The sequence below is a fragment of the Phyllobacterium zundukense genome (genome assembly GCF_002764115.1).
Lineage (GTDB): Bacteria > Pseudomonadota > Alphaproteobacteria > Rhizobiales > Rhizobiaceae > Phyllobacterium > Phyllobacterium zundukense.
The window spans coordinates 3,673,999-3,686,254 of record NZ_CP017940.1 but is presented as its reverse complement, the minus strand read 5'-3'; the positions used below and the strand labels follow the sequence as shown (position 1 = coordinate 3,686,254).

Here is a 12,256-nt window from a genome sequence, read left to right as displayed (position 1 = left end):
CAGCAACTCGATAGGGCTAATATTGCGGAAATTGTGGCGTCTCAAGCTGTTGTAATCATGGAGATTTCCCTATCGCATCGTTTAACTTTACGTGCGGAAACTTATGCGAAGCTGAATTTCGGATAAGGAAGGGAAATTGGCATTGCTTCTACACTCAAGTAGCATGGCCGCCGATTCCAGCCGTCCGGCAACAACGATGAGGAGTATGCAATGGAAGGCGGTATTCCGAACCCCGAAGTCTTCACCCATGTCCGGGTGATCATCGGCATCATTCTGGGTTTGAGTGTCTCACGGCTTCTGACAGGCATTGCCCGGATCATTCAGCATCCGCAGCGCAAGAATGTCTATGCGGTGCATCTCGGCTGGGTCTTCTTCGCATTTCTGACCGTCGTGCATTTCTGGTGGTTCGAATTCTATCTGCACCAGCTGGTTCTGTGGAAATTCGAGGTCTATCTCTTTGTCATTTTCTTCGCCAGCCTGCACTTCCTTGCCTGCAGCCTGCTGTTTCCCGACAGTATGGAAGGCTATTCGGGTTATGAAGACTTCTTCATGTCGCGAAGGGCTTGGTTTTTCGGCATCGTCATATCGATCTTCGTTTTCGATTTTCTCGACACGATGATGAAGGGGAGCGAGCACTTCCGTTCGCTCGGTCCGGAATACCCGCTGCGCAACCTGTTCCTGGTCGTGCTCTGCGCGCTCGGCATTTACGTTCGCCGGCAAAGGATACAGCTGATCCTGGTTGGCCTGGCGCTCGTCACGCAGGTGGCCTTCATCCTGATCCAGTTCGATACGATCTAGTTAAAGAAAAACCCGCCGGCTTGCACCGGCAGGTTTCGTTTGTTCGAAGGTTGGAAAAGAAACTTAGCTCTTTTCGCGGCCCTTCAGAGCGGCACCGAGGATGTCGCCGAGCGAAGCACCCGAGTCGGTCGAACCGTACTGGGCAACAGCTTCCTTCTCTTCGGCGATTTCCAGCGCCTTGATCGAGACCTGCAGCTTGCGGGTCTTCTTGTCGAAGGCGATGACGCGTGCGTCAATCTTCTGACCGACTGTGAAGCGTTCCGGACGCTGTTCGTCGCGATCGCGGGACAGATCAGCGCGGCGGATGAAGGTGTCGAGGTCGTGATCGACCAGGCGCACTTCGAGGCCGCCATCGGTGATGGCCGTGACTTCAACGGTGACAACGGCGTTCTTGCGCAGTTCACCCGAAGTTGCGGCTTCACCGACCTTGTCGCCGGTCAGCTGCTTGATGCCGAGCGAGATGCGTTCCTTCTCGACGTCAACATCGAGAACCTGCGCCTTCACAACGTCACCCTTGTTGTACTCTTCGATGACCTGTTCGCCCGGACGGTTCCAGTCGAGGTCGGAGAGATGGACCATACCGTCCACATCGCCATCGAGGCCAATGAACAGGCCGAATTCGGTCTTGTTCTTGACTTCGCCTTCGACGATCGTGCCGACAGGGAACTTGTCTGCGAAGGTCGTCCATGGGTTGTCGAGTGTCTGCTTGAGACCGAGGGAGATGCGGCGCTTGACCGGATCCACTTCGAGAACAACGACTTCGACTTCCTGTGTGGTCGAGAGCAGCTTGCCCGGATGCACGTTCTTCTTTGTCCAGGACATTTCCGAAACGTGGATAAGGCCTTCGATGCCCGGCTCGATTTCGACGAACGCACCGTAGTCGGTGATGTTCGTAACCGTACCGGTGATCTTTTTGCCGATCGGGTACTTCGCACCAATGCCATCCCATGGATCGCTTTCGAGCTGCTTCATGCCGAGCGAAATACGATGTGTTTCCTGGTTGATGCGGATGATCTGAACCTTGACCGTCTGGCCGATGGAGAGGATTTCCGACGGATGGTTGACACGGCGCCATGCCATGTCGGTCACATGCAGAAGACCATCAATGCCGCCGAGGTCGACGAACGCACCGTAATCGGTGATGTTCTTGACAACGCCTTCAACGACCTGACCCTCTTCGAGGTTCTGGACGATTTCGGAACGCTGTTCAGCACGGCTCTCTTCAAGAACGGTACGGCGCGAGACAACGATGTTGCCGCGACGCTTGTCCATCTTGAGGATTTCGAAGGGCTGCGGGTTGTGCATCAGCGGGGTTACGTCGCGGATCGGACGGATGTCGACCTGCGAGCGCGGCAGGAAGGCTACGGCGCCGTCGAGATCGACGGTGAAACCGCCCTTGACCTGATTGAAGATGACACCGTCGACGCGTTCGCCGCGGTTGAACTTCTCTTCAAGACGGACCCAGCTCTCTTCGCGGCGTGCTTTTTCACGCGACAGAACAGCTTCGCCGAGGGCATTTTCGATGCGCTCGACATAGACTTCGACGAGGTCGCCTGGCTTGAGCGAGCCGTCCTTGGCTTTTGCGCCGAATTCCTTCAGCGGAACGCGGCCTTCAACCTTGAGGCCGGCGTCGATGATCGCCATGTCTTTTTCGATGGCGACGATACGGCCCTTGACGACATAACCTTCTGCAAGGTCATTGGTGGCAAAGGACTCGGCGAGAAGAGCTTCAAAATCTTCGCGCGTTGGATTGGCTTCAGACATACATACTCCTGGAGTGTCCGGAATAGACATCGGACACAGCACCGGTGGTTCGTGTTACGGTTCACCTGCATGTCAACCCGCCCTTTGAAGGGCAATCCGGTGCGAGGGCTGACGGCAGATGCTGGTTGGGCTTCTAATGCTTGCTCTTGGCCAAAGCCTGGTCAATCAGGGTTTTGGCATTAAGAAACGCGGTCTCTATATCCATTTCCGTCGTATCTAGCAAGTGCGCGTCGGCAGCAGGCTTCAGCGGCGAGTCCGTGCGGCCCATATCGCGGGCGTCTCGGCGGGTAAGATCCTCGAGAATCTCCTCATACTGGGCGCCGCCGCCGTTGGATTTGATTTCATCATAGCGCCGTCTGGCACGCGCTTCGGGCGACGCCGTTATATAGAGCTTTACCGGCGCGTCGGGGCAGACGACAGTACCGATGTCGCGGCCGTCTAGCACCGCGCCTGGCGAACGCATGGCAAAACCCTGCTGCGCGGCAACCAGCGCCCGGCGCACGGCCGGCATGACCGCAACCCTGGAAGCCGCCTCGCCGACATCATGGGCGGAAAGCAAGGTCCGGTCGAGTTTGGACAGGTCGACCGTCCGGGCGGCCTTCTCGGCCAGGAACTCATCGTCGAGCGGCATGTTCTGGTCCATCAGTGCCTTGGCGACGGCGCGGTAGGTCAGGCCCGTATCGAGATGGTGATAGCCGTAGGCCTCGGCGATGCGGCGGGCCAGCGTGCCCTTGCCCGAGGCGGCGGGACCGTCGATCGCGATGGTGAAATGCGTCGGCGCCGCGGCATGGTCCTTTTCGTCCTTGTCGAAAAACCATTGTCCGAGCGCGAAAAGCAGATAGGCGGCGGCTAGAACCAGCGTGATGATCGGCGTGATGCCGATGGTGACGAAGGCGAAACCGCCGAGCGTCGTCAGCATCGATTCCAGCCAGTCCGGCAGGATCGCGGCAAGGTTTTGCAACAGGGCATCGATGGCCAGGATCAGCACGAACTGGAAGACGAACAGCCAGAACAGCAGCGCAAACAGGCCGAAGCGGACGCGCAGACCGATACGTTCGATCGCGTAGGGGACGGCGACGATGGCAATTGACATCAGCAGGAAAAACATCAGATGACCCTTCTCTTGCCCATGACGAAGCCTATGCCGTAGCCGGCGATCGATCCAAGTGCCGGCGGCAGCAGCAGAAACTGATAGGGCATCCATTGGCTGGTGCCTACCGTCTCCGCGTTCGATACACCGGAATTTGCGCTTTCAGAGACATTCCACGCATAGAGGAAGATGAGCAGCAAAGGAAGAAGCACGCGCATGATGGTGCTGAGGACGCCCGGCCAGGGTCGCGGAGCCTTGCTTGCCACCGTGCCGTCATAGGCGCCCCGTCCCGCCCAGACGATGAACGGCACGCTGGACATCGCATAGAGGAAATACACGGTGAGAACGGAAAGCATGCCTGGTATCTGTTCGTTTCAGTTTGCCGTGGTGCGTTCGGAAATCTCTGCGCCCATGCCTGTCATCATATCCATAAATTCCGGGAAGCTGGTGGCGATCATGGTCGAATCGTCGACGCTGACCGGTTTTTCCGCGGCAAGACCCATGACGAGGAAACTCATGGCGATACGATGGTCGAGATGGGTTTCGACCGTGCCGCCGCCAATGCCCTTGCCGTCGGGGCGCCCGCGAACGCTCAGGGTTTCCGGGCCTTCCGTGCAGTCGACCCCATTGGCCTTCAGGCCATTGGCAACGGCGGAGAGGCGGTCGGATTCCTTGACGCGCAGCTCTTCGAGCCCGTTCATCACCGTTTCGCCGGCGGCAAAACAGGCAGCGACGGCAAGCACCGGATATTCGTCGATCATCGATGGCGCACGATCGGCGGGCACGTTCACGCCCGTGAGCTCGGAGGCACGCACGCGCAGGTCGGCGACATCCTCGCCGCCGGCAAGACGAGCGCCCAGAATTTCAATATCGGCACCCATTTCCTGCAATGTGAGGATGAGGCCAGTACGCGTCGGGTTCATCAGCACGTTGCGGATGGTGATGTCGGAGCCTGGCACCAGCAGTGCGGCAACCAGCGGGAAGGCCGTGGAGGAGGGGTCGCCCGGGACGTCGATGGTCTGGCCGGTAAGCTTGCCCTGACCCTCGATGCGGATATGGCGGACATTAGCCTTGTCCGTTTTGACGGAAAGATTGGCGCCGAAGCCCTGCAGCATCTTTTCCGTATGGTCGCGCGTCATCACCGGCTCGATCACCGTGGTGATGCCGGGCGTGTTGAGACCGGCAAGCAATACGGCGGATTTGACCTGCGCCGAGGCCATCGGCACGCGGTAGGTGATGGGTGCCGCGACTTTTGGCCCGCGCAGCGTCAGCGGCAGGCGGTCACCCTCGGCGGCGGTGACCTGTACGCCCATTTCCCGCAAGGGATTGAGCACGCGGCCCATCGGCCGCTTCGACAGTGAGGCATCACCGACAAATGTCGTCTCCATATCATAGGTGCCGACAAGCCCCATGGTCAGCCGCGCGCCGGTGCCGGCATTGCCGAAATCGAGTGGCGCTTCCGGCGCAAGCAGGCAGCCATTGCCGGTGCCCTGGATGATCCAGACATCGCCATCCTTGGCGATTTTGGCACCCATGGCCTGCATGGCGCGGCCGGTATTGATCACATCCTCGCCCTCGAGCAGGCCGGTGATGCGCGTTTCCCCGGAGGCAAGGCCGCCAAACATGAAGGAGCGATGCGAAATCGATTTATCGCCGGGAATGCGGATATCGCCGGAGAGAGCCTTCGAGCGGCGGGCGGTGGCAGGTTTTGGCAGCACGGAGTGGGACATGGGCAGGGTCAATCGCAATAAAAAGCTGTGTTGGGGATACTCTTGACAGATCGGGCTCCTCGTAACACAGCTTGCCGGTGCGGTCATCTTGCAAATGCGAGCTTTTTCGCTTTGACAAATGCGCTGAATTGCGTTTATGGGACCACAAATCCATTTTGATGAGCGCTTGCATAAACGGATGGTCGGTGAGAGACCTGAATAAGCCGAATGCAGGCGCGGCCAGAAGACGAGGCAAAACGTGGCAAATCCAAAACTTGGCACCAAGCGAGTTGACCCGGAAACCGGGCAGAAATTCTACGATCTGAACCGCGATCCGATCGTTTCACCCTATACGGGCAAGAGCTATCCGCTCAGCTACTTCGATTCGACCGCTGCATCGGCGCGCGAGGAAGAGGAAGAGGTCGAGACGGAAGAACTGGATGTTGCTCTGGAGAAGCCGGAATTCGTTGCGCTTGAAGAGGCCGATGGCGACGTCGACAGCGATGTGCCGGATATCGGCGACGACGATGTCGAGGTCGATGATGCCGACGATGACGACACCTTCCTCGCAACGGACGAAGAAGACGAAGACGACGACGTCACCGATATTCTCGGCGGCGGCATTGGCGACGACGACGAGAATTGAGCTCGAACAGCGCATGATCCCAGGGGGCATGTGCCGAATAATCCTGTTCGCTGAAAATAACCCGCGAACAGGACTTGATCTTCACGGCGGCGGGAGATAAGAACCCGCCAACTTCGTGAAAGAAGGGCAAGGTTCCAGACCTTGCCGGACAGTTTGCCGGTTTACCCGGTCCGGCCTTTGCGGCCGATTGGAATGGGGCCATAGCTCAGCTGGGAGAGCGCTTGCATGGCATGCAAGAGGTCAGCGGTTCGATCCCGCTTGGCTCCACCAAATTTCCTCTTATATTTCAGTTACTTAAGTTTGTGAGGTCAGCGCAGTTTTTCGCTTGAATAGCTACGGGCACGGGCACTCCCGACCACGGTTTGGGGCTCTTTCTAAATTGCGAATAATCGCGCTGGTCGCTCGCGGACATTGGAGCAAAATGCGTTATATGTTAGGCTGTTCTTAAATTCGCTTCTGACGAAAGAGTGTCGTTCACTCCCCGAAGAAAAGGGCGCCCATGTCCCGCCTGAAACTGTTGCAGATCGCTCTGATTGCATTCGGTGTCGTGTTCTGTCTGGTCTATCCGATTGCGATTATCTGGCCGTCCGGTTGGGCCTGGCATGATGGCCCGCCCATGGCTTCGCACTATTTCATGATGATCGTAGGTATATACGCAACGCTTGGGATATTTCTAATCCGTGCGTCGCGCGACCCCATAGCACATCGGTCGCTAATCGACTTTACGATCTGGTCGAGTGTCGTGCATGCGCTGATCATGGCGATCCAGTCTTACAGCCCCGGCGGCGCGCATATGGGTCATCTGCTGGGCGACGTGCCCGCCTTGCTACTCGTGGCGGCGGTGCTCGGTGGGTTGACCTATTCCGGCGGCGCAAAGAACGAAGGATAACGAACTGCGGGGGGGGGAAGGTTCACAGAACCTGACGGCGAAACGCTGGGGAAACAGCGGCAAGAAAAACCCGTGTCGCAGCCGGGTTCACACCTTATACCGTTCATGCCGCTCAAACCCCAAAGGCCGGGCAGTACCCGTTACCTTGTAAAGGCCATTCCCTTCATGGTCGCTTCCTATGAGCACCCGAAGCGATTTCCCGTCATCTATGCTGTCGATTACGTCGTCGATCGCCAGTTTGATCGCTCTCAGCGTCTTTTTGACATTGCGTCGAAAGTCGGGCTGGCTCCTGTCGCGTGCGTAGAGATCGATTATGACGGTATCGTCCGATACGCCAATATCGCGGACGAGGACCACGGTTTCCAAAGTCGTGTCCGCGGCGAAGACTGTCCAAGGGTTTTCATCGAGTTGCATGGCCGTTCCTCCTTCCTGAAAAGCTACTCCTGGGAGGAAGGAGCCGCAACTGGGGTGTGCGCAGAGCCTCGCCTACCGCAACAGCGATCTCCGCGTCGGCGCCAATCGTGCAATCACCGGCGGGGCGATGAGATACCGCGAAAGCGCCTTCTGGGCGGACAGCCATGCAGAATTGCTCGCGAGGACGCTGGTGAAATCGGCTTGGGCGGCGACGCTGTCGAACCGCGAAAAGGCAACCACGACATTCTCGCCAAGGCGCACGGGCAGGCGCGTGAAGGTGTTCTCGCTGTGCTCGGAGGCGAAGAGGCCGATGCGGTCCTCGCCAGCCGTGTGAAGAACCGGTGCAAGTGCCTCCCTGTAAAAGGCGAGGAACCCTGCTTCGGCGGGTGACGCGAGCTTGTAGGTCACCGCCTGGATGATAGCGCGGGGCAAATCGCTGGAACCGAGACCAGGCCGCTCGCCCGGCAGCGTAAAGCCGCCCGCATCTTCTACCGGATGCAGCAGCAGGACGTCGTCCGAATCGATCATCGTGCCGTTGGCGGTATTGCTGTGTGCACCCCAGACAGGCCCGTCGTAAAAACGGGTCAGCGCTGCGTGGCGGGCCTGCATGTCATCGAAGCCACGCAGCCAGACAAAGGCATCGGGATCGTCCAGATCCCTGAACTGGCCGATGATCTTCATGCCGCAGGATTCCTGGCCTTCCAGGAAATGCGTGTCGAACAGGGCAATCAGATCATCCCGGCGCCCGGGGTGCAGCGTGTAGCGGCGCAATTCCGCGATCGGGCTGTAGAGCCGGGTTTCGTCGACTGGTGCAAGGTGGGTTTGCGGGGCTTTAACAGACATCAGTTCCTCCTCTTTATATAAAACAAACAGGTTGTCCTGTTTTGAATAAGACCGGTTGTCCTGTTTTGTCAATTTGCTATTCTGTGGCGAGGCGAGGTGAATGATGACTGAGGACAATCCGGTTAAACCCAAACGCACCAACAATCCGCAGGCCATGCGTTCGCGGATTCTCGATGTGGCGGCCGTTCTCTTCCAGCGGCAGGGCTACAACGCCACCAGCATGCATGATGTTGTGCGCGGGGCGGCAACGACCGGCGGTGCACTGCATCACCATTTTGCCACCAAGAAAGCGCTCGGTCTCGCCGTCATTGCCGAAAGGGTGGCGCCGGAGGTCGATGCAACGGCCATACAGCCCATTGCCACCGCTTCATCGGCGGCGGCTGGCATTCGTGCCGTGTTCAATGGTGTTGCCGATACGCTGGAGCGCAACCGGGCCGTGTCTGGATGCCCGCTCAACAATCTGGCGCTGGAGCTTTCCCTGTCGGATGCGGATTTCCGCGAGGCGGTCAATGGGGTCTTTGACCGGTGGCGGTCGGCTTTGTCGCTAAGATTGCACTCCGACAGGCCGGACATGGATGCATCGCGGGCGCACGATCTCGCCACGCTGGTGGTCGCGAGTTATTCCGGCGCCATGGCGATGGCCAAGGCCAGCCAGAGCGCCGAGCCGCTGCGGGCCTGCGCGGTGCAATTGGAGACACTGTTGCGCTAGGTCGCCACTCGGCCCGGAGCCTGAGCAAAAATCTCGGTGAGCCAGTCGGCGAAGGCGCGCACGCGCGATGAAAGCTGGCGGTTCTGCGGGTAGAGCACCGAGACGCTCATCGGAAGTGGCGGGCAATCGGGCAGCACCACGCGCAACGTGCCTTCCGCCAGCTCCGCGGCAATGCGGTAGCGCGGTACCTGTATGAAGCCGAGGCCGGCGACCGCCGAAGCCGTATAGACGTCTGCTCCCGTCACCGCGACAGGCCCCGCCAGCGTCACCAGCTTCAGGCCTTCGCTGGTGTTGAATTCGAGCGGGTAGGGCCTGCCCGTGGTGCTCGACACATAATTGACCGCAAGATGTCCGGCAAAATCCTTCCAGTCCTTCGGTTCGCCGTGGCGAGCGAGATAGTCGGGACTGGCACAGGTAACTTGCTCCATTTGCGCAACCCGGCGGCCAACCATGGATGAATCCTGCAGATCTCCAGCCCGCAACACGCAATCGATGCCTTCGCGCACCAGATCAACCAGCCGGTCGCCCTCGCCGATGCTGAGTTCAAGCGCCGGATAGCGTGCAAGGAAGGCGGGCAGGGCGGGAATGACGAAATGCCGGGCAAGGGTGCCCTGCAGGTTGACGCGCAGCAGGCCCTTCGGCGCGGCATCGCGAAACGAGCCTTCCGCCTCGTCCATATCCGCAAGAAGACGCAGGCAGCGATCGTAATAGGCCTCGCCATCAAGCGTTGGGTTGACCCGGCGCGTCGTCCGGTCGAGCAGCCGTGCTCCGAGGCGGTCTTCCATGCGCTTCATGGCGTTGGTGAGGGTGGCGCGGGGTATGTGCAGATCGTCGGCGGCCTTGGTGAAGCTGCGCCGCTCGATGATACGCACAAAGATCTGCATCTCCTGAAAGCGATCCATTGGTGAGACCCGTCTGATCTATTGTTGCCGAAATTCGAATAGTGATGCCAAATATTGACTAATTATCCCGAATTTCGTTTGGGACATAGTGTGGTCATTGTCAACACGAACACGGAGTTCAAAAACAATGACACAGGTTCAGAAGCAAGTTGCCATCATTACTGGCGCAGCCCGCGGCATTGGCGCCGCTGTCGCCCAGCGCCTTGCCGCCGACGGTTTTGCCGTGGTGGTCAATTATGCCAGCAGCTCGGGGGAGGCTGATGCGCTTGTCGAAAAGCTCGAAAAGGCCGGCCATACGGCGATCGCAGTCAAGGCGGACGTGTCGAAGGCGGACGATGTCCGCGTGATGTTCGACACCACGGAAGCCAAACTCGGCAAGATCGATGTGCTCGTCAACAATGCCGGCATCATGAAAGTCATGCCGCTGGCGGAGACAAGCGATACGGTCTTCGAGCAGACCTTCGCCATCAATGTGCAGGGAACATTCAACACATTACGCGAGGCCGCAACGCGCATGAACAATGGCGGGCGGATCGTCAATTTCTCCACCTCGGTCATCGGCACGAACCTGCCCGGCTATGCGGTCTATGCCGGTACCAAGGCAGCTGTCGAGACCTTCACCCACGTCGTCGCCAAGGAATTGCGCGGCCGCAACATCACCGTCAATGCCGTGGCTCCCGGGCCGATTGCCACTGACCTCTTCCTCACCGGCAAGAGCGACGAGCTGATCCAGCAATTCAGCAAGGCGGCGCCGCTCGAACGTCTTGGCCAGCCCGAAGACATCGCCAGTGTCATCTCGTTCCTTGCCGGTCCGGATTGCGGCTGGGTCAACGGCCAGATCCTGCGCGCTAATGGCGGCCTCGTTTGATCCCGGTCATTCCCTGAAAGGAAAGTCAGATGACAACGAACCATAACGCGTCGTCCTCGTCGCAATCCCCGCTGATGTCCGTGGCCTTCACGGCGACGGCCGCAGCCACTGCCGCTCTCGCCATTGGCGCGAGCGTGGCGCTGACCCTCCCGGCCTGGGCGGTATTCATTGGCTGGGTCGCGTTCTACACCCGCGGCCTCAGTGCAAGGGACGGCGCAGCCAATCTCGCCTGCGTACTGATCGGCATCGGCTTTGGCATGACCGCGGCGCTGGCAATAGGCAGTCTCGCGCCCTCCCTCGGCTCGCTTGCGCTGCCGCTGGTGGTGTTCGGCGCCGCCATGGTCGTCGTCTCCCTGCGCGCCGTACCGCCACTCAACAATCTGCTCTGCTACTTCCTCGGGATGATCGCCTTCTTCGCAGCGCACCTCGAACCCTCGCTTGTCGCAGCAGGTGAACTTGGCGGTGCCAGTGCCCTCGGATCATTTGCCGGCTGGGTCTCCCACATCTCGCAACGGCGCCTGCTGCAATCCGCGAACTGACCCCCCATTTCGCCAAATCCAAACACTGAAACCTAGAAGGAACAGGATCATGCAATCAGTTGTTCTCGTTACCGGCGCCGGAAGCGGCATTGGCAAGCTCACCGCTGAATCCCTGGCCGAAGCCGGTCATATCGTCTACGCCAGCATGCGCGACGTGGATGGCCGCAACAAGCAGCGTGCCGACGACGTCCGCGCCTGGGCCAAAGCCAGGAATGCCGATCTTCGCCCACTCGAACTCGATGTCCTTTCGCAGGAATCGGCCGATGCCGCGGTCGCAACCATCGTCAGTGAGCAGGGCCATCTCGATGTCGTCATGCAAAATGCCGGTCATCTGGTCATCGGCCCGACCGAAGCCTTCACACCAGAGGAAATCGTCAAGGTCTTCGATACCAACTTCCTTGGCGCGCAGCGGGTCAACCGGGCAGCCCTGCCGCAGTTGCGGGCGCAGGAATCCGGCCTGATGCTGTGGATCAGCAGCACGACGACCAAGGGTGGCTTTCCTCCCTTCATGGGCCCCTACGCGGCGGCAAAGGCAGCGATGGATTCGCTTGCGATCACCTTGTCCTATGAAATTGCGCGCTTCGGCATTGAAACCTCGATTGTCGTTCCGGGTGCCTTCACCAGGGGAACATCGCATTTCCCGACCGCCGGCAAACCTGCCGACGCGTCGCGCGCTGCCGCCTATGACCGCTATGACGGGATCATGGATCAGGTCGGTGAAAGGCTGAGCGCCCTGACACCGGACGACGCCGATCCCAAGGCCGTAGCCGACGAGATTGTCCGCATTGTCGGTCTGCCTGCGGGTTCGCGCCCAGCCCGTTCGGTCATCGACTTCGTCGGCGATGGCGCAAAGGAAGTCATCGAACTTGCCGAAGAGGTGCGCACCGATTTCGCCCGCCGCATCGGGATCGCCGATCTGCTGCAGGCCAAGGTCGTGCGCAAGGCCTGAATGTCACCTGCCGCGATCGAGAAAACAGGGCTGCCCATGCGGCCCTGTTTTCTTGCATTGAAGAAAAAACGCAATGGACCGCCGGGTTTTTCGCTTTCCGGCTGGATTGGCGGCGGAAAATGGCTCAAAGCAGTCG

At 59.4% G+C, this 12,256-nt stretch carries 14 protein-coding genes and 1 tRNA gene; 8 read left to right on the top strand and 7 right to left on the bottom strand.

The window, feature by feature from the left end:
* Window positions 1-210: 210 nt before the first annotated feature.
* Window positions 211-798: a hypothetical protein gene (locus BLM14_RS18430; protein ID WP_100000717.1), complete on the top strand. Its 588-nt coding sequence runs from the start codon at window positions 211-213 to the stop codon at window positions 796-798.
* 63 nt (window positions 799-861) lie between these two features.
* Here the strand turns inward: BLM14_RS18430 and rpsA are convergent, their stop codons facing one another.
* The 4 genes from rpsA to aroA all read right to left on the bottom strand — a co-directional run bounded on the left by rpsA (window position 862) and on the right by aroA (window position 5,382).
* The gene (gene rpsA, locus BLM14_RS18425) at window positions 862-2,562 is read right to left on the bottom strand and encodes a 30S ribosomal protein S1 (RefSeq protein ID WP_100000716.1); all 1,701 of its coding nucleotides are present in this window, start codon (window positions 2,560-2,562) and stop codon (window positions 862-864) included.
* Between the two features lie 133 nt (window positions 2,563-2,695).
* A complete protein-coding gene (gene cmk / locus BLM14_RS18420) occupies window positions 2,696-3,325 on the bottom strand; it encodes a (d)CMP kinase (RefSeq protein ID WP_237143567.1) in 630 nt (209 codons plus the stop codon).
* A 344-nt stretch (window positions 3,326-3,669) separates the two neighbouring features.
* The gene (locus BLM14_RS18415; RefSeq protein WP_100000715.1) at window positions 3,670-4,008 is read right to left on the bottom strand and encodes a hypothetical protein; all 339 of its coding nucleotides are present in this window, start codon (window positions 4,006-4,008) and stop codon (window positions 3,670-3,672) included.
* A gap of 18 nt (window positions 4,009-4,026) precedes the next feature.
* On the bottom strand, window positions 4,027-5,382 hold the full coding sequence (gene aroA / locus BLM14_RS18410) for a 3-phosphoshikimate 1-carboxyvinyltransferase (protein WP_100000714.1): 1,356 nt from the start codon (window positions 5,380-5,382) through the stop codon (window positions 4,027-4,029).
* A 238-nt stretch (window positions 5,383-5,620) separates the two neighbouring features.
* On the opposite strand from aroA, the gene BLM14_RS18405 reads away from it, so the two are divergent.
* The 3 genes from BLM14_RS18405 (at window position 5,621) to BLM14_RS18395 (ending at window position 6,896) form a co-directional block, all read left to right on the top strand.
* On the top strand, window positions 5,621-6,007 hold the full coding sequence (locus BLM14_RS18405) for a TIGR02300 family protein (protein WP_100000713.1): 387 nt from the start codon (window positions 5,621-5,623) through the stop codon (window positions 6,005-6,007).
* 194 nt (window positions 6,008-6,201) lie between these two features.
* Window positions 6,202-6,277 (top strand) — tRNA-Ala (locus BLM14_RS18400).
* A gap of 229 nt (window positions 6,278-6,506) precedes the next feature.
* A complete protein-coding gene (locus BLM14_RS18395; protein ID WP_100000712.1) occupies window positions 6,507-6,896 on the top strand; it encodes a DUF6632 domain-containing protein in 390 nt (129 codons plus the stop codon).
* Between the two features lie 87 nt (window positions 6,897-6,983).
* On the opposite strand, the gene BLM14_RS18390 is transcribed toward BLM14_RS18395, so the two are convergent.
* Together BLM14_RS18390 and BLM14_RS18385 are read right to left on the bottom strand one after the other, a co-directional pair.
* Window positions 6,984-7,310: a hypothetical protein gene (locus BLM14_RS18390; RefSeq protein ID WP_100000711.1), complete on the bottom strand. Its 327-nt coding sequence runs from the start codon at window positions 7,308-7,310 to the stop codon at window positions 6,984-6,986.
* A gap of 72 nt (window positions 7,311-7,382) precedes the next feature.
* Window positions 7,383-8,153, bottom strand: a complete 771-nt coding sequence (locus tag BLM14_RS18385) for an NIPSNAP family protein (RefSeq protein WP_100000710.1) — start codon at window positions 8,151-8,153, stop codon at window positions 7,383-7,385.
* Between the two features lie 100 nt (window positions 8,154-8,253).
* Here BLM14_RS18385 and BLM14_RS18380 point away from each other — a divergent pair, with 100 nt between their 5' ends.
* Window positions 8,254-8,862, top strand: a complete 609-nt coding sequence (locus BLM14_RS18380; protein ID WP_237143403.1) for a TetR/AcrR family transcriptional regulator — start codon at window positions 8,254-8,256, stop codon at window positions 8,860-8,862.
* On the opposite strand, the gene BLM14_RS18375 is transcribed toward BLM14_RS18380, so the two are convergent.
* Window positions 8,859-9,764: a LysR family transcriptional regulator gene (locus tag BLM14_RS18375; RefSeq protein ID WP_100000709.1), complete on the bottom strand. Its 906-nt coding sequence runs from the start codon at window positions 9,762-9,764 to the stop codon at window positions 8,859-8,861. The genes BLM14_RS18380 and BLM14_RS18375 overlap by 4 nt on opposite strands.
* Before the next feature lie 127 nt (window positions 9,765-9,891).
* Here BLM14_RS18375 and BLM14_RS18370 point away from each other — a divergent pair, with 127 nt between their 5' ends.
* The 3 genes from BLM14_RS18370 to BLM14_RS18360 are packed head-to-tail and all read left to right on the top strand — an operon-like array spanning window position 9,892 to window position 12,120.
* On the top strand, window positions 9,892-10,632 hold the full coding sequence (locus BLM14_RS18370) for an SDR family oxidoreductase (protein WP_100000708.1): 741 nt from the start codon (window positions 9,892-9,894) through the stop codon (window positions 10,630-10,632).
* Between the two features lie 29 nt (window positions 10,633-10,661).
* A complete protein-coding gene (locus BLM14_RS18365; protein WP_100000707.1) occupies window positions 10,662-11,171 on the top strand; it encodes a DUF1097 domain-containing protein in 510 nt (169 codons plus the stop codon).
* Between the two features lie 46 nt (window positions 11,172-11,217).
* The gene (locus BLM14_RS18360; RefSeq protein ID WP_204252032.1) at window positions 11,218-12,120 is read left to right on the top strand and encodes an SDR family oxidoreductase; all 903 of its coding nucleotides are present in this window, start codon (window positions 11,218-11,220) and stop codon (window positions 12,118-12,120) included.
* Window positions 12,121-12,256: the final 136 nt, after the last annotated feature.

Bases quoted from the DNA above. Each gene is read 5' to 3' on its own strand.
- BLM14_RS18370 (WP_100000708.1), top strand. From the start codon at position 9,892: ATGACACAGGTTCAGAAGCAAGTTGCCATCATTACTGGCGCAGCCCGC.
- BLM14_RS18375 (WP_100000709.1), bottom strand. From the start codon at position 9,764: ATGGATCGCTTTCAGGAGATGCAGATCTTTGTGCGTATCATCGAGCGG.
- BLM14_RS18395 (WP_100000712.1), top strand. From the start codon at position 6,507: ATGTCCCGCCTGAAACTGTTGCAGATCGCTCTGATTGCATTCGGTGTC.
- BLM14_RS18390 (WP_100000711.1), bottom strand. From the start codon at position 7,310: ATGCAACTCGATGAAAACCCTTGGACAGTCTTCGCCGCGGACACGACT.
- BLM14_RS18380 (WP_237143403.1), top strand. From the start codon at position 8,254: ATGATGACTGAGGACAATCCGGTTAAACCCAAACGCACCAACAATCCG.
- BLM14_RS18385 (WP_100000710.1), bottom strand. From the start codon at position 8,153: ATGTCTGTTAAAGCCCCGCAAACCCACCTTGCACCAGTCGACGAAACC.
- BLM14_RS18430 (WP_100000717.1), top strand. From the start codon at position 211: ATGGAAGGCGGTATTCCGAACCCCGAAGTCTTCACCCATGTCCGGGTG.
- BLM14_RS18365 (WP_100000707.1), top strand. From the start codon at position 10,662: ATGACAACGAACCATAACGCGTCGTCCTCGTCGCAATCCCCGCTGATG.
- aroA (WP_100000714.1), bottom strand. From the start codon at position 5,382: ATGTCCCACTCCGTGCTGCCAAAACCTGCCACCGCCCGCCGCTCGAAG.
- rpsA (WP_100000716.1), bottom strand. From the start codon at position 2,562: ATGTCTGAAGCCAATCCAACGCGCGAAGATTTTGAAGCTCTTCTCGCC.
- BLM14_RS18415 (WP_100000715.1), bottom strand. From the start codon at position 4,008: ATGCTTTCCGTTCTCACCGTGTATTTCCTCTATGCGATGTCCAGCGTG.